Origin of the sequence: Pseudomonas sp. AF32, assembly GCF_022342325.2 — a bacterium.
Taxonomy (GTDB): domain Bacteria; phylum Pseudomonadota; class Gammaproteobacteria; order Pseudomonadales; family Pseudomonadaceae; genus Aquipseudomonas; species Aquipseudomonas uvaldensis.
The window spans coordinates 111,881-132,734 of the sequence record NZ_RQJK02000021.1 but is presented as its reverse complement, the minus strand read 5'-3'; the positions used below and the strand labels follow the sequence as shown (position 1 = coordinate 132,734).

Below are 20,854 nucleotides of genomic sequence, written 5' to 3'. Positions count from 1 at the left end.
AGGAGGAGGGGCGAAATCTCCCACAGTCTGTACTGCGGCTAACAGTCAGAATCGAGCCTTGTCCCTCCTCCTCCCTTCAAGTCCTACCATACAAGCGAGCCTGCTCGCGATTAGCGGTGTCTCAGTCAACGCAGCAAGTAAGGAATCTCCACCTTCACCGCCCCGGTCGGGCAGTCCTTTTCACAGGGCATGCAGTACCAGCATTCATCGAACGCCATGTAGGCCTTCTGGGTCGTCGGGTTGATCGCCAGCAGGTCCATGGGGCACACATCGACGCAGACGGTGCAGCCTTTGTGGGCGATGCATTTGTCCTCGTCCACGGTGACGGGGGCATTGGAGCGGAAAAAAATTTCCTGGGGTTGATAGGCCATAAGCGTTCTCTTTGGGTGATCGTTTCAGGCCGCGTCGGCGCCAACCCGCAGCCGGTCGTAGGCCTGCAGTTCGTCGGCATCCAGAGCGATGATGTAAGGCTCTACGGCTTTCTTGAACGAGGTCATCGCGCCGTCGTCGCCCTTCTTCAGGTGGCAATGGCAGAACCATTCGCTGTCGTTGCGCTGCGGATGGTCGACCCGATAGTGGTACAGTCCCCAACGACTTTCGGCGCGGAACAGCGAGGCGCGGGCGGCCATTTCGGCGCAGTCGCGGATCACGCTGACTTCCATGGCGCGCATCAATTCGTGGGCGTTGTGGGCCTTGATCCGATCCAGGTCGCGCTGGATATCGCTGAAGCGTTGCAGGCCGATCTGCATCTTCCTGGTGACCTTTGGCGGCTGCAGGTAATCGTTGACGAAGCGGCGCAGCTTGTACTCCACCTGGGCCGGCGGCAGGCCGTGTTCACGCTCCAGCGGCGCAAAGACCCGGTCTTTCTCTCGTTCGATCTGCCCGGTATCCAGCGCCGAAAAATCCTTCCCGGCGACAAAATTCGCGGCGTTGTTGCCGGCGAACCAACCGTAGGTGAACGCCCCGAGCATGTAGTTGTGCGGCACCGCCGCCATGTCGCCGGCCGAGTACAAGCCCTTGACCGAGGTTTCCGCCCGCTCGTTGACCCACACGCCCGAGGCTGAATGACCGCTGCAAAAACCGATCTCGGAGATGTGCATTTCCACCATCTGCGTGCGGTAATCGGTTCCGCGATTGGCGTGGAACTGGCCGCGACTCGGGCGCTCGTTGCTGTGCAGGATCTCTTCGATGTTCTGGATGGTTTCCTCGGCCAGGTGATCGAGCTTGAGGAACACCGGGCCGTTGCCACCTTCGAGTTCCTGGTGGAACTCCCACATCATCTGGCCGCTCCAGTAGTCGCATTCGATGAAGCGCTCGCCCTTGTTGTTGGCGGTGTAGCCGCCCAGGGGGCCGGTGACATAGGCACAGGCCGGGCCGTTGTAATCCTTGATCAACGGGTTGATCTGGAAGCACTCCAGGTTCGCCAGTTCGGCGCCGGCGTGGTAGGCCATGGCATAGCCGTCGCCAGCGTTGGTGGGATTCTCGTAGGTGCCCATCAGGTAACCGGAGGCCGGCAGTCCCAGGCGTCCCGCCGCGCCGCAGCACAAGATGACGGCCTTGGCCTTGATCACCTGGAAGTCGGCGGTGCGGCAATCGAAGCCCATCACCCCGTTAACCGCGCCCTCCTCGTCGGTCAGCAACCGAGTACAGACCAAGCGATTGGTGATACTCACCCGCGCCCGTTTCAACTGGCGATACAAGACCTTCTTGATGTCATGCCCTTCCGGCATCGGCAGCACGTAGGCGCCCATGTGGTGGACTTTTTTCACCGCGTAGTCGCCGGTCTCGTCCTTCTCGAACTTCACGCCCCAGCGGTCCAATTGCTCGATAGTCTCGAAACTGTGGGTGGCGTAGGCGTACACCGCCGCCTGATTGACAATGCCGTCGTTGGCGATGGTGATTTCCTTGGTGTACTGCTCGGGTGTCGAATGACCGGGGATGATGGCGTTGTTCAAGCCATCCATGCCCATGCTGATGGCGCCGCTGCGCTTGACGTTGGCCTTGTCCACCAGCAGCACCCGCAGGTCGCGGTTGCGCTCCTTGGCCTTGATTGCCGCCATGGGCCCGGCAGTGCCACCGCCGATGACAACAATGTCGTACTCCTGCTCTAACGTGGTTCGGCTCATGCCTGCTTCCCTTTCTGTCGGTCGATCCGCAAGCGGTACTGGAAGGCATCGCCGCGGTAGTAGAGGTGTTCGAAATCCAGTGGCTGGCCATCGGCATCATGGGTCAGGCGCTCGATGCGCATGATGGGCGACCCCGGTTCGATCTCCAGGGCCTGGGTCAGGTCGGCATCGGCCAGCACTGCATCGATGGCCAGGTCCGCATGGCCCAGGGTCAAACCGCAGTCGTTCTCCAGGATGAGGAAAATGTCGCGGGTCACCAGGTCGGCTTTTTCCAGGCGCTCACCCAGAGCCTTGGGCAGATAGGTAATCTCCAGCGAGATCGGCGCCCGGTTGATCAGCCGCACCCGTTTGATCTGGGCAACCACGCCGCCTTCAGCCACTTTCAGGCGTTCGGCCACCAGCTTGTCGGCCGGAATGAATTTGAAACTGCGCAGGCGGTTGATCACCTCGAAGCCGCGCCCGGTCATGGACTCGGCCAGGCCCTGGAGCGTGCTGACGTTCTGATAGGTCTTGGGCTTGGCAACGAACGTCCCCTTGCCATGGATCTTGAAAATCAGCCCCTCCTTTTGCAGATCCCCCAACGCCTGGCGCACGGTGATGCGGCTGACGCGAAACAGCGCGCCCAGCTCGCTTTCCGAAGGCATCTGGCTGTCCTGGGGGTATTCACCATCGAGGATGCGCGCACGCAGCACGTCTCGCAGTTGGGTATGCAGCGGTACGCTGCTGAGGGAAAGCACGTTGTCGGACATGGCCCTGATCACTTGTCATAACGAGTTATGACGTGATCTTAGGGAGCGCGCCCGGGGCTTGAGAAATACCGTTTGGACATATCCTTAGGCTTTGTACGAAAAGTACAAACCCTAGAGCCGGGCCTCCGCCCCTTCGCTGCGAAACGCGCTGGGGCTCATGCCGGTCCAGCGTCGGAACGCCCGACGGAAACTGCGTACATCGCTGTAGCCGACCTCTTCAGTGATGCGTTCGATGGACAGTTCGGGATTGGCCAGCAGGATGAGGGTCCGGCCGCGCCGTACCTGCTCCAGCAAGGCTTCGAACGTCAGGTTGTGTTCGGTCAGACGACGGCGCAGGGTACGACTGCTCATGTTGAGGTCGCCGGCGATTTTCTCGATGTGGCTGCCCCGGGTCAGGTCCCGGGCAATCGCCCGTTCCACGGCCTGGATCAGGTCGATCTTCTGATGCACCTCGCCGGCCTCCTGCTCCAGCAAGGCCAACGCCTGGCGCAGGGCCAGCGGATGGTGATTGGGCAAACGCAGATCCAGCCAGTGGACATCGATCAGCATGCGGTTGTGCCGGCATCCGAAGCGCACGACAGGGCCCAGTATGCGTTGATACTCCTGGGCATAGGACGGCGAGGCATGCATGAACTCCACGGCTTCGGGCTTGAAATCCGGCCCAGCCAACGCCCGGCCATACACCATCAGGCTGGCGAAGAACTCTTCGACCGCGAACACCTGAATCTCGGCAAAGGGCAGCCGGCAGCTCGCTTCGACCATGATCCGCTCCGCGGTTTCCTCGACACTGGTCACCGCGATTCCGCCGGTGGTGTGCTGGTAACGCACTCCCAGGGCGAAGGCATCGCGCAGGGTTTCGCACAGCGACAAGACATGCCCCAGCAAGCCCAGGGTGCCCAGGACGTTGCGATCGCCGACCCACAATCCCAGGCCCTTGTCGGGCAACAACTTGAGCGCCCGTTGAATCATGATGACGGCCTGACGATAGGAAATTCGTTGCGCAGGATCCTGGAGATCGTCGAGACCGAACCCCAGCCCGCGACACAGACCGGCTGCGTCGAAGCCTTTGTCCGCCACGACTTCAGCCAGGGTTTGCAGCAGGAACGGCGATACCAGCGCCAGTTCATAGGTAGGGTCGATGACTTTGAGCATGGGCGGGGGTCCGGGGCACGTTAGGAGGCGTTTTTGTAACCGGTTGTTTCATGAACGTTAGCATGAGCCAATGCAACGGGGGATACAAAATGTGGCCGCCCAAGTCCCCTGCGTGGCCGCCAATACCCTGCCCTACCGGTCACGAACGGCTTATTTCTATGGCTCGGACCCAACAATAATAACGAGCTCCCCAATGAACCCGATCCGCACGACATTCGCCTTGCAAATGACCCTGGGCCTGGCCTGCGCTTGCGCTTTGCCGGCCCTGGCCACCGAAACCGGTGTCGATAACATCGGTCCCGGCACCGACGGCTTCTTCGTGTTGCCGCTGGAGGTCGACAGCCTTCCGGACAACATGTTCGCGTTCAACCTGTATTACAACCATTACAAGGCTCGGAAATTCAACATCAGTTCATTGGGCGGTGAAGTCCCCAATGTGGAGATCGAATCCACGGCAGTGGTCCCGCGTATCGATTACCTGAGCCCGCTGCGGGTGGCAGGCGGGCGGTTTGGCATCTATATCGCCCAGCCCTGGCTCAAGCAGGAAGTCTCGGTGTTCGGCCTGCAGGACACTCGCGAAAGCATGGGCGACACCACCATTTCACCCATCGTGCTGTGGGACATGGGTAAGAACCTGACCCTGGCCGCCGCCGTGGAAATCACTGTGCCGACTGGCGAATACGACGCGGATCGCCTGGCCAACACCAGCACCAACTTCTACACCTACAAGCCGCTGTTCTCCTTCACCTGGCTGCCCACGGAAAGAACCGAGGTGTCAATGAAGACCACTTACAGTTTCAACCGCGAGAACAAGGACACCGATTACCGCTCGGGGCAGATTTTCCACTTCGATTATTCCGTCAGTTACCGCGTGACCGACAACCTGCGGCTGGGCCTCAACGGCTATTACCTCAAGCAGACCACCGACGACAAACAATACGGGCGCACCGTGCAATTCGCCGGGCAGGATGTGGACGATGGCGTGCGCGGACAGGTGTTCGCCATCGGCCCGGCGCTGCACCTGACGTTCCTCAAATACGCCAGCGCCGAGATCCGCTGGGCCAAGGAATTCGACGTGGAAAACCGGCCCGAGGGCGAAATGCTGTGGGCCAAGGTCAGTATTCCGTTTGAGCTATGACTGACATCACTCATCCTGTGGGAGCGGGCTTGCTCGCGATAGCGGACTGACATTCAACATCGATGTCGACTGGACCTCTGCTATCGCGAGCAAGCCCGCTCCCACATAGGATCTGTGGCAATTCTTCTATCCATCTGGTTGTCGATCAGTTGTAGACCGGCCACGTCTCGACAATTCTTCCCCCTCGCACCGCCAGCAGGTCGCCGAATTGCAGCAACACCGACTCGGTCTGGGTCGGTCTCAGGAACACCTGGTCTTCCACCGCCAACCCTACTGTTTCGGAGCCGTTGACCATTTCCTGGTTGGAGCTGCGGCCGTACAGGCCGTTGCTCTTCAAGCCGGCGGGCGATTCAAGGTCGGCCATCCAATTGCCCCCGTAGATGAAAAACGTGGCGCGCTGGTTCACGTCCCACCAGGAAAAAATCCGCGACTTGTCATCCAGCGCCGGGATATTCACCGCGCCGGTACGTTTCAACACTGGCGTAGCGATATAGACCGCCGGTACATGCTCACTCAGCGACGGCAAATCGTAATGGCTGGGCTTGAGCATAGCGGTACCCACCGAGACTTCGGTACTGAGGTTTTCCCGCTCATGCAGACGATAGCTTGGGCTACCAGCGGTGTTGAACGTCAGGCTCGGGTGCCACAGGTCGGGGTAACGCAAGCGGAGGACATCCACCCGAGCGTTATAGACTGCCATGACCCGGGCCAGCAGGGTCTCCGGGCTCGCCAGCAGCTCCGGCACGCCCATCCCGACGAAGGGGTCGTAGCCCATGAACCCAGCGAACTCCAGCTGCGCCGGATGAGCGCGGATCAGCTTGAGCATCGCCTCCAGCGCCCCGTCATCGGCCACTCCACCGCGATGCAACCCCACATCCAACTCGATATTGATCCGCATGCGCGTACCGAGCCCCTGGGCCAGTGCCCGGTACTGCTCGAGACGTTCAGGCGTGTCCAGCAGCCATTGCAACTGGCGTGACGGATCGAACGCGCCTTTGTGAAGTTGATAGAACAGCTCGGCGGAACGCACCGGCAAGGGCTTGCCCAAAAGAATATCGGCCTCTGGAAACTGCCGCGCGTCGTGGTTGAGGAAGGGCTGGTGAAATGACATCAATCGTCGGGTCTCGGCCCGCCGACCGATGTAATCGAGCAACCCGGGTGCCGGCAGGGATTTTTCCACCAGCCGCAACTGCTTGCCGGTGCGTCGGACCGAAGCCTTGACCACGTCGATGTTGTGATCGAGTCGATCCAGGTCGATCAGCATCACCGGTCGCATGGGGCCATGGGCCTTGAGTTCACGGTTCAGTTGGCGGAAATAATCGCTGTAGCCGCTGCCTTGATCCGTCGGCCGTAGCCAGGCCCCGGCACCCACCAGCAAGGCCCCGGTGCCCAGCGTCCCCATGAGGAAACGACGACGATTGAAGCCCATCAGCTCACCCCCAGAATCGATGAAAGGTGCCCGTTGAGAAATTTCCCGTCAGGGTCCAGGGCCTGGCGCACCTGAGCGAATTCGTTCCAGCGCGGATACAGCGCCCGGAGCGCCTTGGCGTTGAGCGAATGCAATTTGCCCCAGTGCGGCCGGCCCTGGTATTTCCAGAAGATCGGTTCGATGGCCGCGAAGAAGTTGTGGTGATCCATCTGGTAATGCTGGTGCACCGAGATCGAACAACTGTCGCGGCCCTCGAACATGCTCAAGGCAATGTCGTCGGCCCGCACGTAACGGTATTCGATGGGAAACCAGGTGCGCAGGTCCTTGTCACGGATCAGCGCAAGGATCTCTCGCAGGCACGCCGGGCCGTGTTCGGCCGGCACCGAATACTCCATCTCGTTGAAACGCACGGTGCGGGCATTGGCATAGATGTCATGGGAATCGCCGACCCGGTCGTCAAAATCCGCCACCAGCCGAAGGCTGTTGAGCAAGGCCCGTCGTGTGGCCGGAAAGTCGCTGCCATACTTGTCGAGCTTTTCGATCAGGGTGACGAATTCGTTGCCGCCCTCTTCTTCGGGGCTGATGGTGGGTGTGGCCGGGTCCTCGGTTTCGTTCAGGGCTATCGACAGTGCGTAGTCGGAATGGGTCACCACCTGCATTTCCCAGTGTTGGTTATCCCTGGTGTTGGTTTCCACGTCCTCCAGTAACTCTTCGGTTTTCGCCACCCATTGGCGCTCGCGCAACCGATACGCGGCACGGTTCTGCAGGCGTACGCGGGTCACCAGCCCCAACGCGCCCAGCGATACCCGGGCCGCCTTGAAGACGTCCGGATGACGGTTGGCATCGCAATCGAGCACCTCGCCACGGGCCGTCACGATCTGCAAGCCAACGACCTGAGACGCATACGAGCCAAAGGCCTTGCCGGTGCCATGGGTCGAGGTGGCAATCGCGCCCGCCAGGGTCTGGTAATCTACGTCCGCCATGTTCGGCAGTGCCTGGCCGATGGCCTTGAGGGCCGGCCCCATGCGAGACATCGGCGTACCACCGCCGAACTCGGCTTGCAGGCTCGCCGCATCGTGATCCAGCAGACCACTGAAATAACTCAGCGACAGCAGCGTCCCATCGGTGGGCACCAGCGCGCTGAAAGAATGGCCGGAGCCCACCGGACGAATCCGTCCTTCGGCGCTGCTCACCACTTGCACCAGCTCATCGAGATCCTTGGGAGCCAGACGCGCTGCCGGAAGGCAACTTTGCCCGCCAGACCAGTTGCGCCAGGGAATCAGGCGCGGGGCGCGCATCAGGTCGGCCAGCGCGCCCTGGCTGCCCAGAGCCGTAAAGGCGGCGACAACACCCGCCTGCTGCAACAAGCGGCGCCGTGAATAACTCATCGTCATGCCTGGGTACCCATTTTCTTGTTATTGGAATTGTTGGCCGGACATGAAGGCGATCAACGCCATGAACTGCTCTTCGGAACAGTGCATGCACAACCCCATCGGTGGCATGCCGTTGTAGCCATTGATCGCGTGGTCCAGCAGGGTGTCGGCGCCCTGGGCCACCCTGGGCGCCCAGGCATTTGTGTCACCTGTCAGGGGCGCTCCGGCGCCAGGGTTGGCATGGCAGAGCTTGCAACTGCTGTCGTAGACCTGGGCAAGCGCCGCGTCGGCGGGCATGGCCGTGAACACGGTAGGCGCGGGAGGCTTGGCGTCTTCGCCGCAGCCGGCGAGCAGCACAAAGGTAAGGACCTGCAACAACGTCCAAGGGATTTTCGCCGACATGGGATCTCTCTTATTGTGGTCTGGCGGTTACCACACTAAGACATGCAGAGCCATCGGCTGAGGTCATTGCCGGCCAAGAAAGGGGACTTGAACGGCCAGCGCAGACGAGCCTAGCTTCCACAGGGCAGCCTTCCATCAGAATCGCCCGCTCAGGGAAGCAATACCCCCTGCTCGCGCTCGCACAGCTGCACCACATAATCCCACAGCACGCGCAGGCGCACGGACCTGTGCAATTCGCGACGGGTACTGATCCAGTAGCTGCGCCGGATGGTTTCGTCAGGCAGGAGGGGCACCAGCGCCGGATCGCTGCTGGCCATGAAGCAAGGCAACACGGCGATGCCCAGCCCCGAGCGCGCAGCCTGTTGCTGGGCGATGACGCTGGTGCTGTGGAACACCACCCGTGGGTTACGGCAGAAGCTGTTGAGGAACATCAGTTCCTGGCTGAACAGCAAATCGTCGACATACCCGATCCAGGCATGACGGGCCAGGTCCTCGCGACTGCGCAACGGCGGCGAGCGATCCAGGTAGGCCTGGCTGGCGTACAGCGCCAGGCTGTAGTCAGTGAGTTTGCGGGTCACCAAAAGATCGGCCGCCGGCCGTTCGAGATGAATGCTGATTTCCGCTTCGCGGTTGAGGATGCTGACGAACCGAGGCACCGCCACCAGCTCCACTTCCAGGCCCGGATAGCGCTGGAACAGGCTGTCCATGCGACTGGCGAGGAACATGATGCCCAGCCCTTCGGTCACGCCCAGGCGGATCTTGCCCAAGGGCGCACTGGACTGGGTGATGTCCTCCTGAGCCAACAGCGCCACGTTCTCCATGGCCTCGGCATGTTTGAGCAGCGTCTCGCCGGCCGGCGTCAGTTCGTAGCCCTGGGCATGCTGGACGAACAGCGCGGTGCCCAGGCTCTTTTCGATGGCCTCGATGTGCCGGGCCACCGTGGCATGGGTGGTGTTGAGGCGTCGTGCGGCGGTCAGCAAACGACCGCTGCGTTGCAGTTCCAGAAAATAACGCAGGTCATTCCAGTCGAACATGTCCGCTCCCTTGCACCTTGCTGTTTGTAAACGCACAGCGGGTGCGTGAAAACTAACATTTTTCAAACGAAAACTAACAACTAGGATGGGTACCACAAGAACAAGAAACGAGGTCGCGGATGCAACCTGTCATCGATGAATACGATTACGTGATCGTGGGCGCCGGCCCTGCCGGATGCCTGCTGGCCAACCGGCTTTCGGCCAACCCACAACACCGGGTACTGCTGCTCGAGGCCGGTGCGCGCGACAACTATCCCTGGATCCACATCCCCGTGGGTTATCTCTTCTGCATCGGCAACCCGCGTACCGACTGGTGCTTCAAGACCGAAGCCCAACCCGGCCTGCAAGGGCGTGCCCTGAGTTATCCGCGTGGCAAGGTACTGGGCGGCTGCTCCTCCATCAACGGCATGATCTACATGCGCGGCCAAGCGGCGGATTACGATGGCTGGGCCGCCGAGGGCAATCCCGGCTGGGCCTGGAAGGACGTACTGCCCCTATTCAAGCAAAGCGAAAACCACTTCGCCGGAGACTCCGAACTGCACGGGGCCGCCGGCGAATGGCGAGTGGACCGCCAGCGCTTGTCATGGCCGATCCTCGACGCCTTCCGTACCGCCGCCGAACAGAGCGGCATCCCCAACGTCGACGACTTTAACGGCGGCGACAATGAAGGCTGCGGCTATTTCCAGGTCAACCAGAAAGCCGGGGTGCGCTGGAACGCGGCCAAGGCCTTCCTCAAACCGGTGCGTCATCGTGCCAACCTCAGGGTACTGACCGAGGTTGAGGTCGACCGCGTACTGCTGCGCGACGGTCGGGCCGACGCCGTCAGCGCACGCTGCCAAGGCAAGGCGATGAGCTTCAAGGCCCGCAAGGAAATCGTGCTATGCGCCGGGGCCATTGGCTCCCCAGGAATCCTGCAACGCTCCGGGATCGGTCCGCGCCACCTGCTGCAACGGCTGGGTATCGGTGTGGCCCAGGAGTTGCCCGGCGTAGGCGGCAACCTGCAGGACCACTTGCAACTGCGCTTGATCTATCAATTGGAAAACGCCCGCACCTTGAACCAGATCGCCGGTAGCTTATGGGGCAAGATGGGCATGGGCCTGCGCTACCTCTACGACCGCAGCGGCCCGCTGTCCATGGCCCCCAGCCAGCTCGGCGCCTTCGCCCGTTCGGGGCCGGAACAGACCTCGGCCAATCTCGAGTACCACGTTCAGCCATTGTCCCTGGAACGCTTCGGGGAACCGCTGCACACCTTCCCGGCCTTCACGGCCTCGGTCTGCGACCTGCGTCCGCAAAGCCGTGGCCGGGTGGACATCCGCTCGGCGGCCCCGAACGAGGCGCCGCTGATCCAGCCCAATTACCTGAGCCATCCCGAGGACCTGCGAGTCGCCGCCGACGCCATTCGCCTGACCCGCCGTATCGTCACCGCCCCGGCCCTGCGCGCCTTCAAGCCGACGGAATACCTGCCGGGCCCCAGTCTGCAGACGGAGGAAGAACTGCACCAGGCCGCTGCCCGGATCGGTACGACGATTTTTCACCCGGTGGGTACCTGCCGCATGGGCCAGGATCGCGATGCGGTGGTGGATGCGCAGTTGCGTGTGCATGGCATCAGAGGCCTGCGCATCGCCGACGCCTCGATCATGCCACGCATCACCTCGGGCAACACCTGCTCACCGACGCTGATGATTGCCGAGAAGGCGGCGCAGATGATGCTCGAACCAGACACCCGAAACACTACAGCGCAAAAGGAAACCGCGACGGTCTGAAGAACAATACTGGCCCCTTGTGGGAGCCCGCATGAACTCATGGAATGCAGCAAGCAACAACGCCAATACCGGCGTCGACAGTGGAACAACAAAAACAATCACTGTGAGGGATACCGCTATGTCCGAACATGTTCAGCCCCTGGAAGCTACGCGCAGCATGGGCACCAGCCAGGAAACCCAGAAAGTCATCTTCGCCTCGTCCCTGGGGACGGTGTTCGAGTGGTACGACTTTTTCCTCTACGGCGCCCTGGCCGCGGTGATCAGCAAGCAGTTCTTCGCCGGTGTCAACGACACCACGGCGTTCATCTTCGCCCTGATGGCCTTCGCTGCCGGCTTCATCGTGAGGCCGTTCGGCGCCCTGGTGTTCGGGCGGCTGGGGGACATGATCGGGCGCAAGTACACCTTTCTGGCCACCATCGTCCTCATGGGCCTGGCGACCTTCTGCGTAGGTCTGCTGCCCAACTACGCCAGCATCGGCATCGCCGCGCCGATCATCCTCGTCGTGCTGCGCATGCTCCAGGGCCTGGCCTTGGGTGGTGAATACGGCGGCGCGGCCACGTACGTCGCCGAGCACGCGCCGATAGGCAAACGCGGTTTCCACACCAGCTGGATCCAGTCCACCGCCACCCTCGGGCTGTTGCTCTCGTTGTTGGTAGTACTGGGCTGCCGCTACTTCACCGGTGATCAGTTCGAAGTCTGGGGCTGGCGCATCCCGTTCCTGCTGTCGATCCTGCTGCTGGGCATTTCCACCTGGATCCGCCTGAGCCTGCATGAGTCGCCAGCGTTCCTGAAAATGAAAGAAGAAGGCAAATGCTGCAAGGCGCCGATTCGCGAATCCTTCGGCAAGTGGGAAAACCTCAAGGTGGTGCTGATCGCCCTGTTCAGCATCAACGCCGGCCAAGCCGTGACCTTCTATGCCGCACAGTTCTACGTGCTGTTCTTCCTCACTCAGTTCCTGAAGATGGACCCAGCCCTGGCGAACAGCCTGCTGATCGTCAGCGTGATCATCGGCGCGCCCTTCTTCATTTTCTTTGGCTGGCTATCGGACAAGGTCGGACGCAAACCGGTACTGATGGTGGGTCTGCTGCTGGCGACGGTGTTGTACTTCCCGATCTTCAAGACCTTGGCCCATTACGCCAACCCGGCCATCGACCAGGCCAGCCGCCAGGCACCGATCACCGTGGTCGCCGACCCGGCGACCTGCACGTTCCAATTCGATCCCGTAGGCAAAGCGCGCTTCGACAGCCCCTGCGACAAGGTCAAGACCTTTCTGGTCAAGCAAGGCCTGCCTTACAGCAGCGTCGCGGCCCCGGCCGGCAGCACGGTGCAAGTCAGCGTGGGTGACGTGAAACTTGAAGGCTTCGACGAAGCCGCCCTGCGCGGCGCGGTGACCCTGGCAGGCTACCCACAAAAAGCCGATGCCCAGCAGATCAACCGCACGATGATCGTCGTACTGATCGTGGCGCTGATCATCATTTCGGCGATGTGCTACGGCCCACTGGCGGCACTGATGGTCGAACTGTTCCCCACCCGCATCCGCTATACCTCCATGTCGTTGCCCTACCACATCGGCAATGGCTGGTTCGGCGGTTTTCTGCCCACCGTGTCATTTGCCCTGGTGGTCTACACCGGGGATATCTTCTACGGGCTGTGGTACCCCGTGGTCATCACCGCGGTGAGCCTGATCGTAGGCATGCTCTGCCTGCGGGAAACCCGCAACGTGGACCTGGACAAAAACTGAGGGAATGGCGGCGGTCCGACACATCTGTGGGAGCCAACCCGGCTTCCACAGATGATCCTTCTTCGCCATTAATGGACCTGGTGATCCTTCACCGTGCTTTCCACCAGATCCAGCATCTGTCCCAACGCCCATGGCTTGGCAATGAACGAAGCGTGGTGCTTGATACCGGCGCTTTCCGGCGTTTCGTAGCCCGACATGATCAACAGCGGAATCTGCGGCCAGCGATCCCCGGTGAGGTTGGCCAGGTCCGCGCCATCGATCTTGCCGGGCATGGTGATATCGGTGAGCAACAAGTCCACGTAATCGGCGCTCTGCTCAAGGAATGTCAACGCCGAATCAGCGCTCTCCCGAGGCTCCACGACAAAGCCCTCGTCCTCCAGTATTTCGCACAGGAACTCCAGAATGGTCGGGTCATCTTCAACGACAAGAATCAAACGTGTGGTCGCCTGCCCGTTACCGTTTGGCATCGAATTCATGTGATTGACTCTCCTTGCCCTCGGAAATTTTCACGGTTTTTACCGCTCTGCCATGTATGAGTTGCACCTTTTCCTTTAATTCATTCTGCTTGCCGCTACACCCGCCGAACGTCATGCCAGACGCCCTGCTGCAACGCAGCGCAACGTTTTATCTGTATATGCATACAGATAAAACTTGCCCTCGGACCGATCCCTGACCATGCTACGGCCTCAGGAAACTGTTCGGGAAACAGGCGTCATGCAGCTCTACCTTTGTGAAAAACCGTCCCAGGCCAAGGACATCGCCGCCGTGCTCGGTGCAAGGCGGCGTGGTGACGGCTGCTGGGTAGGGGCAGGCGTCACGGTCACCTGGTGCATCGGCCATCTGCTGGAAACCGCCCCGCCCGATGCCTACGATGCGCGGTACAAGCGTTGGGTGCTGGCCGACCTGCCGATCGTGCCGGCGCAATGGAAAATGACCGTCAAGCCGAAGACCGCCAGCCAGTACAAGGCGGTCAAGCGCCTGCTTGGGGAGGCCAGGGAACTGGTGATCGCCACCGATGCCGACCGGGAGGGCGAAATGATCGCTCGGGAGCTGGTGGAGCACTGCCGTTATCGCGGGCCAATCAAGCGTCTGTGGCTATCGGCCCTGGACGAAGCCTCGATCCGCAAGGCCCTGGCCGCCCTCAAACCGGGTGCCGAAACATTCAACCTGTACCATTCGGCCCTGGGCCGCTCCCGGGCGGACTGGCTGATTGGCATGAACCTGAGTCGCCTGTTCACCTTGCTGGGACGGCAATCCGGCTACCAGGGCGTATTGCCGGTAGGTCGCGTGCAGACACCGACCCTGCGGCTGGTGGTGGACCGCGACCGCAGCATCGCCGATTTCGTGCCGGTCGCCTATTGGGCCATCGACGTCCAGCTGCGCCATGCCGGCACCGGGTTCACCGCTCAGTGGCGGGCCGATCCGCAAGCCTGTGACGACCAGGAACGATGCCTGAACCAGGCCCTGGCACGCGAAGCCGCCCAGGCCATGAGCACCGCTGGGACCGCGCTGGTCACCCAGGTACGCACCGAGCGCCTGCGAGAAGCGGCGCCATTGCCCTTCGACCTGGGCACCCTGCAGGAAATCTGCTCGAAGAAGCTCGGCCTCGGCGCCCAGGAAACCCTGGACATCGCCCAGTCGCTCTACGAAACCTACAAGCTTATTACCTATCCGCGCAGCGATTGTGGCTACCTGCCGTTGAGCCAGCACAGCGAAGCGCCGGCAATCCTCGCCGCCCTCGCCCAGGCTGACCCGAGCCTTGTGCCGCTGGGCGAGCATTTGCAGCCGCAACGCAAATCCCGGGCGTGGAACGACGCCAAGGTCAGCGCCCACCACGGCATTATTCCGACCATTGCCGCGAAGAACCTCGACAAGCTCGCCGGCAAGCAACGAGCCGTCTATACCCTGATACGTGCGCGCTATCTGGCGCAGTTCCTGCCCCTCCATGAATACGACCGCACCCAGGCCGATTTCGAGTGCGCCGGCCAGGTGCTGCGTGCCGTGGGCAAGCAGATCGTCGAGCCCGGCTGGAAACGCGCCCTGCCCGAAGCCCTGGCTCCCGCACCAGGCCGGGAAGCCCCGGCACCGCAAACCCTGCCAGCATTGGTGGAAGGCCTTGACTGCACCGTCGAGCAAGTGACGCTCAAGGACCTGTGGACCCAGCCGCCCAAGCCCTTCACCGAGGGCGACCTGATCAAGGCCATGAAAAACGTTGCCAGGCTGGTGGAGGATCCGCTGCTCAAGCAGAAGCTCAAGGACACCACCGGCATCGGCACCGAAGCGACCCGGGCCTCGATCATCCAGGGCCTGCTCGATCGCGGTTACCTGGTCAAGCATGGCAAGGCACTGTCGGCCACCCCCGCGGCTTCCAGCCTGATCGACGCAGTGCCCCGCGCCATCGCCGACCCGGGCACCACCGCCATCTGGGAACAGGCGCTGGACATGGTGCAAAGCGGAGAAATGAGCCTGGAAGAATTCGTCACACGCCAGGCCGCCTGGATGAGCAAGCACATCGCCCGCTGTCAGGGCATGAGCCTGACCATCAGCGGTCCGGCCAGCCCCGCCGGTCGCAGCGCCACGCCCTGGAAGAACAAACGCAAACCGGCCAGGCGCAAGGCTGCCGGCACACCGCGCAAACCGACCAAAGCCAAGGCAACCTGAGCACACCGGCCATCTCACCCACGCTAGCCTTTTCATACCCAAACCATCTTGTCCGACAATATGTAGTGAACAAAAATAATCACTACAAAACCGTTGACGACACAGATTTGCCCTTGCATGATGCAGACGTCTCCCCGATCGGGAGCACAGGTAACCGTTTGAGCAAGCTCGTCTGACCGCCGAGCTGTTTTTTGGATAAGGGACTGCCCACAAGGCAGATTGAAGGTGCTGACCTGGCATGACCGTCCGGAAACAAGGACGAGAAACGCTGGCGAAGGTCCTCATGACGCGCGGGTCGACCCTCGAAAGTTGACGATGCCTGGAATGGTTCTTCGCTGTTTCTCTTCGTTGTAGCGCATTTGCGTAGCAGCCCTTCGATAGCACTACACAGCCGTTTGACGACACCGCCGAAGCTCGACGGATGAACGCTGACGGCCTGGTTTCGGTACCCGACTTACCGAATGGCGAAGTTTTTTGCGAACCACCAGACAGATCAACCAAATGGTCAAGGGGCTTACACATGAATCTGAACAATCAACCATCTATTGATGAACTGGCTCGCATGTTCGCTGCACACAAGGACACCCTCGACAGCCATATCCTGTGGATCAGCAAGACTGGTCAGGTGCATATGGATTGCCTGTCGCCGTACACCCAGGAAGACGAGTTCGAAAGGAACACGCAAGACCTGTGTGCCCGGCTGAAGATGTATCGCCGCGGGCAAGGCTACGTCGGCAAGAAGGCCGCCGCCGACAGAGACTACATCGGTCGCGTGCTGCAGACGCTGACCCAGGCCTGGCAGACGGTACAAAACACCTCGCAGGTGCAGGTCATCGACCGTCTCTACTGATTGCTCATGAATAAAAAGGGCCCGATTCCTCACCAGGAACGGGCCCTTTTTCGTCATCCCTCATGGGACATGATCATCGCGCTGGCGCGTTTCGCACAAAGCTAGAACACCGACCAGCCAATCCGCTGGCTCAGCAGTTCCAGCGCCGCCATGCCGGCCAGTGAGTTGCCAGCGCCATTGAGCTCCGGCGACCAGACACATACAGTGAAACGCCCCGGCACCACGGCCACAATCCCGCCGCCCACCCCGCTTTTGCCAGGCAGACCGACGCGATAAGCGAAATTGCCAGCCTCGTCATACAGCCCGCTGGTGGCCATGATGGAGTTGACCTGCTGGGTCTGGCGGGCGCTCAGGATCTGTTCGCCGCTGTGCTTGCAGAAGCCGTCATTGGCCAGGAAACAGAACGCCCGGGCCAGGTCGATGCAGTTCATACGCAACGCACAGTGACTGAAATAACTGCGCAGCACTGCCTCCACGTCGTTATGGAAGTTGCCGAACGATTGCATCAGGTAAGCCATCGCCGCGTTACGGGCTCGATGCTGATACTCCGACTCGGCGACCTTGCCGTCCACCATCACTTGGGGATTACCCGACAAGCGCCGCACGAAATCGCGCATCGACAACGCCGGAGCGGCAAACCGCGACTGGTTGATATCGCAGATCACCAAGGCACCGGCATTGATGAAGGGATTGCGCGGGCGGCCGCGTTCGAATTCCAGCTGCACCAGAGAGTTGAAGGGCTGGCCGGACGGCTCATGGCCCAGGCGCTCCCAGATGGCCTCTCCGGAATGCTGGATGGCCTGCACGAGGCTGAAAACCTTGGAAATACTCTGCACCGAAAACGGCGTTTCGGCGTCGCCGGCGCAATACATCTCGCCATCGTTGCCATACACGGCAATGCCCAATTGATTGGCAGGCACGGTGCCCAGGGCCGGAATGTAGTCGGCCACCTTGCCCTGACCGATCAGGGGGCGGACCGCATCGAGGATCTCGTTCAACAGTGCTTGCATGGGTGCGGGGGTCCAGTCATTGCCCGTTCGAATGCGGGGATACAGACCCTAGACGTCGACAAGCGGGAGCAGAGCACACTCATACCTGCATCAGTCGTCCAATCGAGCGGTCTATAGTGAAAGATCAACCGGCAGGAGCACACGATGCGTCAGATCATGCAAAAGGAACCCTGGTGGGCGTCGCCGCCCCAGCCGGGACAGGACGAAAGTGAACTGGAATGGGGCTGGCTGGTGATATACAGCGAAGGCGAACCGCGCTTCGAATTCATCAAGGAACGGCCCTCGGACGAACAGATCCGTCAACGCAAGGGTTGCCGCATCACCCTTGGGACGGAATGAGCCCGTCCTCTACGGCTTGAGCTGCGGCAACTCTACGGGCCGGTTTGTCAGTTCCATTTCCACCAGGCTGTCTCTGATTTCTTCATCCAGATAATAGACCGGTGCCAGCACGCCGCTGAGGGGATGCTTGAGTGACTTGAACCACGCCTCGTCAAAAGCGGCGCTCAGGCTTTTGCGGATCTGCGCTTCCATTTCCGGCCGCTCGCCCTCGTGAATGATTGCGCGAATGCCCGCCACTCCCACGGAAATCAAAGCCCCCGCCGCCTTCCCTGCCACGGCCGCGGCCGCACCGGTCGCCCCCCGCGTGGCGAACTGTCCTTCGATCTTTTCACTGGTGCGTTGCGCCACCGTGGCGATCACCGCATCCGATGGGCCTGAACCCGTGGCGGCGGCTTTATTGACGTGATCGATCAACGCAGCGTAGGCCGGCAAGGTATTCAGCGGGTCGGTGTGGACCAACTCGTACAGCGAAGCGTTGCGCGCCGCCGGCGGTCCCAGGTTGATCGCCGGAATGCCGTGCAGACGACGGTTCATCAGCTCGAGCGGGATACGATGACGCTGGGCGATCACCGGGACCTGCTGATTGAGCAGGCTCGCGTAATAACTCGTCGCGTTGGCCCGGATCGCTTCAGGAGCGATCTCCACGGCAACAGGTTCCAGCACTTGCTCGCGATATTGCTCCTGCAGGTAGGCTGCCAGACGCCTGGACGGGGAATCCGCCTCTCCTTCGGCACTGGCGGCATACCAGCTGACTTTCACCGCCAGCCATTCCTGAGTCCAATAACTGCTGAACCACGGGATGAACTCGGCCTCGGTCCGTTCGTAGACCAGCACCCGCCAATGTTCCATCGACCCACGCGCGTAGCGTTCGGCCTGCTCGATGGCACTCCTGGACGCCGCGACTATCTCCCGGTCAGCCTGCCGCCAGGTGTCCTGGGCGATCGTCACCGTGTCCGGCTGTTGACCGCGCTGCGGCATGGCGCACCCCGCCAGGACGATCAGGACCGCCAGCATCAGCGAACGCAGCACGATTGCGCCCCCCGGGCTCATGTCATGCTAATGAGTATAGGCCGCCGAAAGCGTGGCACCGCATCATGAAGACCAGGCTCTGCGGGCCTGTCATCACGGCCTTGATGCACCGTGCCTGGTTTGCGATTAACCTTGCCAGACCACCACGATCCGTCAGATTTCAATGACATCGCTTTTCAAACGACTTCGTCAATGGGCCAGGGCCCTGAAGCACCAGACCATGACGCTATGGTTCTGCTATCGCCACCGGCTGACGCCCTGGCTGCCCAAAATGATCGCCGTCGTCGTGGTGGCCTACGCCATGAGTCCGATCGACCTGATCCCGGACTTCATTCCGGTACTGGGTTATCTGGATGACGTGATCCTGCTGCCGCTGGGTATCTGGCTGGCTCTGCGCCTGATGCCACCTGCGGTGCTGGCCGAATGTGAAGCCAAGGCCCGGCAATGGCAGGAGAACCAGGGCCAGCGCCCGGTCAACAAGGTGGCCGCCGTGGTGATCGTATTGCTCTGGCTAGCCGCGCTGGTGGGGGTGTGGTTCCTGTTCCGAGACTGGTTCAGAGCCGCGTGAAGTGTTCGAATTGCCAATCCTCGGGCGCCCCCTCCCCTGACGCCTCATGATGGTTGCCGCTGGGCGTCCAGTCGGTGCGCTGGCCGACCAGGGTGCCCAGGTAGGGCCTGGCCACTTCCAGCACCCGCTCATAATCCATCTGTTCCGGCTCGACAATGCCACGCGCCGGATGCTCAACGGCCCAGACCACCCCCGCCAGCACCCCGGCGGCCACTTGCAGGCTGGTGGCATTGTTGAAAGGCACCAGCGCCCGGGCCTCATCGACGCTCAGCATCGAGCCAAACCAATAGGCATTCAGCGCATGCCCCATCAACAGAACGCCCAATGCATCGACCCCGCCGCTTTCGATCTCGCTGTTGAGGATGCGCTCCCGGCGCTGGGTCTGCCATCCGCGCCCGATCAACTCATGGATGGATAACAGCGCGTCGTTGCATGGGTGATAGGCGTAATGCAGGGTGGGCCGATAGACGAGGCTCTGGCCCTTTTTCACCGTCAGCAGGTCGGCGGTGGACGCAATTTCATGGTGGGTGATCATCAGCCCCAGGCAGGGCCCGCCCAAAGGGGTCCAGGTCTTGACCCGCACGCTGGCGCTCGGGCGTTCGAGGTAGATGGCGTTGCGCGCACCAAAGCGATGACGCCTGGCGCATGCTGGCCAGGTTCGCTCGTGACTGCCCCAGCCCAGCTCCGCCGGTTGGCTGCCCTCGCTGATGAACCCCTCCACCGACCATGTATTGACGAACTCATCGTCCTGCTTGATCCGGTGAGAAACCTGGGTGTCGCGCTCAGCGAAATGAATGACCTTGATTCCCGTTTCCATGCACAGCCTGGCCCAGTCCACACCGTCGCGATTCTGCGGCAGCGGGTGGTTCAATTGCAGCGCCAGGTCCACCAGCCCGGCCTTGAGCAAATGCGTGATCAGGCCGGGGTTGGCACCGTGCGCCACCACGGCCGTCGGGCCTGTGCCCAGTTTCTTGCGCAACGCCAGTACGTCATGACGCAACGCGTAATTGGTGCGACGCGAAAGCTCCAGACGGGGGTCGTCATAGCCGCCCGCCCAAGGTTCGACACAGGTGTCGAGATACAACGCACCCTTGTCGAAGGCATACGCGATCAGCGCCAGAGAGCTGACCTCCACGGAAAGATTGACGATGAAATCGCCCTGTCGGACGACACGGTCCAGGACCTGGACAAAAGAGTGTTCCGTCAACGCCTGGCGGACAAAGCGAATCCCCCGCTCCTTGAACCAGATGTTGTGGTCGATCACCGGCGCGATGACGGTGATGCGCTTGATCGGGATGTGTTCCTGGCTCAACAGCAACGGCAGGATGGCTCGGGCAATGGTGCCAAAACCGATGAAAATCAGATGTCCGCTGAACGAGACCTGATGTTCCATGCGCTGTTCCCCGAAACTGCGGTCATTGAAGCCATGTAATACCGGTCATGGAGCCTTGGCTACTGTCAGTCTCGACAGTCGACGGCGCAGGCTCGTG

General features: G+C 61.4%; 19 protein-coding genes. 7 read left to right on the top strand and 12 right to left on the bottom strand.

The genetic code is table 11. From position 1 onward, the window contains the following. Nucleotides 1–125: 125 nt before the first annotated feature. The 4 genes from EGM97_RS19825 to EGM97_RS19810 all read right to left on the bottom strand — a co-directional run bounded on the left by EGM97_RS19825 (nt 126) and on the right by EGM97_RS19810 (nt 4,027). Complete coding sequence (locus EGM97_RS19825) at nt 126–371, bottom strand: 4Fe-4S dicluster domain-containing protein (RefSeq protein ID WP_108228141.1); 246 nt, start codon at nt 369–371, stop codon at nt 126–128. A gap of 24 nt (nt 372–395) precedes the next feature. Continuing rightward, nucleotides 396–2,126: a fumarate reductase/succinate dehydrogenase flavoprotein subunit gene (locus EGM97_RS19820; RefSeq protein WP_238964571.1), complete on the bottom strand. Its 1,731-nt coding sequence runs from the start codon at nt 2,124–2,126 to the stop codon at nt 396–398. Beyond that, entirely contained in the window at nt 2,123–2,875 is a 753-nt protein-coding gene (locus EGM97_RS19815; protein ID WP_238964569.1) for a GntR family transcriptional regulator, read from the bottom strand. The genes EGM97_RS19820 and EGM97_RS19815 overlap by 4 nt, the downstream gene beginning before the upstream one ends. Nucleotides 2,876–2,986: 111 nt before the next feature. Continuing rightward, nucleotides 2,987–4,027: an AraC family transcriptional regulator gene (locus EGM97_RS19810; protein WP_238964567.1), complete on the bottom strand. Its 1,041-nt coding sequence runs from the start codon at nt 4,025–4,027 to the stop codon at nt 2,987–2,989. 193 nt (nt 4,028–4,220) lie between these two features. Here EGM97_RS19810 and EGM97_RS19805 point away from each other — a divergent pair, with 193 nt between their 5' ends. Continuing rightward, nucleotides 4,221–5,165 (top strand): SphA family protein, encoded by a 945-nt coding sequence (locus tag EGM97_RS19805; RefSeq protein ID WP_238964565.1) that lies wholly within the window; start codon nt 4,221–4,223, stop codon nt 5,163–5,165. A gap of 145 nt (nt 5,166–5,310) precedes the next feature. Here EGM97_RS19805 and EGM97_RS19800 read toward each other — a convergent pair whose 3' ends face one another. From EGM97_RS19800 to EGM97_RS19785, 4 genes are all read right to left on the bottom strand, one after another. Then, complete coding sequence (locus tag EGM97_RS19800) at nt 5,311–6,567, bottom strand: DSD1 family PLP-dependent enzyme (protein WP_238964585.1); 1,257 nt, start codon at nt 6,565–6,567, stop codon at nt 5,311–5,313. A gap of 26 nt (nt 6,568–6,593) precedes the next feature. After that, nucleotides 6,594–7,892 carry a D-arabinono-1,4-lactone oxidase gene (locus EGM97_RS19795; protein WP_238964584.1) on the bottom strand — a complete coding sequence of 433 codons (1,299 nt, stop codon included), beginning with the start codon at nt 7,890–7,892 and terminating at the stop codon, nt 6,594–6,596. A 117-nt stretch (nt 7,893–8,009) separates the two neighbouring features. Then, nucleotides 8,010–8,369, bottom strand: a complete 360-nt coding sequence (locus EGM97_RS19790) for a c-type cytochrome (RefSeq protein WP_477788837.1) — start codon at nt 8,367–8,369, stop codon at nt 8,010–8,012. Nucleotides 8,370–8,518: 149 nt separating this feature from the next. Continuing rightward, on the bottom strand, nt 8,519–9,403 hold the full coding sequence (locus EGM97_RS19785) for a LysR family transcriptional regulator (protein WP_238964563.1): 885 nt from the start codon (nt 9,401–9,403) through the stop codon (nt 8,519–8,521). 119 nt (nt 9,404–9,522) lie between these two features. On the opposite strand from EGM97_RS19785, the gene EGM97_RS19780 reads away from it, so the two are divergent. Continuing rightward, nucleotides 9,523–11,166, top strand: a complete 1,644-nt coding sequence (locus tag EGM97_RS19780) for a GMC family oxidoreductase (RefSeq protein WP_238964561.1) — start codon at nt 9,523–9,525, stop codon at nt 11,164–11,166. A 118-nt stretch (nt 11,167–11,284) separates the two neighbouring features. Then, nucleotides 11,285–12,907: an MFS transporter gene (locus tag EGM97_RS19775; RefSeq protein ID WP_238964559.1), complete on the top strand. Its 1,623-nt coding sequence runs from the start codon at nt 11,285–11,287 to the stop codon at nt 12,905–12,907. 68 nt (nt 12,908–12,975) lie between these two features. On the opposite strand, the gene EGM97_RS19770 is transcribed toward EGM97_RS19775, so the two are convergent. After that, on the bottom strand, nt 12,976–13,383 hold the full coding sequence (locus EGM97_RS19770; protein WP_238964557.1) for a response regulator: 408 nt from the start codon (nt 13,381–13,383) through the stop codon (nt 12,976–12,978). Nucleotides 13,384–13,621: 238 nt separating this feature from the next. Here EGM97_RS19770 and EGM97_RS19765 point away from each other — a divergent pair, with 238 nt between their 5' ends. Both EGM97_RS19765 and EGM97_RS19760 read left to right on the top strand, forming a co-directional pair. After that, entirely contained in the window at nt 13,622–15,568 is a 1,947-nt protein-coding gene (locus tag EGM97_RS19765; protein WP_238964555.1) for a DNA topoisomerase III, read from the top strand. Between the two features lie 520 nt (nt 15,569–16,088). After that, the gene (locus tag EGM97_RS19760) at nt 16,089–16,418 is read left to right on the top strand and encodes a hypothetical protein (RefSeq protein WP_238964554.1); all 330 of its coding nucleotides are present in this window, start codon (nt 16,089–16,091) and stop codon (nt 16,416–16,418) included. 101 nt (nt 16,419–16,519) lie between these two features. Here EGM97_RS19760 and glsB read toward each other — a convergent pair whose 3' ends face one another. Beyond that, nucleotides 16,520–17,428, bottom strand: coding sequence for a glutaminase B (gene glsB / locus EGM97_RS19755; protein WP_238964552.1), 909 nt, complete (start codon nt 17,426–17,428; stop codon nt 16,520–16,522). A gap of 144 nt (nt 17,429–17,572) precedes the next feature. Between glsB and EGM97_RS19750 the strand changes: the two genes are divergently transcribed. Beyond that, nucleotides 17,573–17,767, top strand: a complete 195-nt coding sequence (locus tag EGM97_RS19750; protein ID WP_053154390.1) for a hypothetical protein — start codon at nt 17,573–17,575, stop codon at nt 17,765–17,767. A 9-nt stretch (nt 17,768–17,776) separates the two neighbouring features. Here the strand turns inward: EGM97_RS19750 and EGM97_RS19745 are convergent, their stop codons facing one another. Further along, nucleotides 17,777–18,796, bottom strand: coding sequence for a hypothetical protein (locus EGM97_RS19745; RefSeq protein WP_238964549.1), 1,020 nt, complete (start codon nt 18,794–18,796; stop codon nt 17,777–17,779). 163 nt (nt 18,797–18,959) lie between these two features. On the opposite strand from EGM97_RS19745, the gene EGM97_RS19740 reads away from it, so the two are divergent. Then, the gene (locus tag EGM97_RS19740) at nt 18,960–19,364 is read left to right on the top strand and encodes a YkvA family protein (RefSeq protein ID WP_238964548.1); all 405 of its coding nucleotides are present in this window, start codon (nt 18,960–18,962) and stop codon (nt 19,362–19,364) included. Here EGM97_RS19740 and EGM97_RS19735 read toward each other — a convergent pair. Continuing rightward, a complete protein-coding gene (locus tag EGM97_RS19735) occupies nt 19,351–20,757 on the bottom strand; it encodes a saccharopine dehydrogenase C-terminal domain-containing protein (protein WP_238964546.1) in 1,407 nt (468 codons plus the stop codon). The genes EGM97_RS19740 and EGM97_RS19735 overlap by 14 nt on opposite strands. Nucleotides 20,758–20,854: the final 97 nt, after the last annotated feature.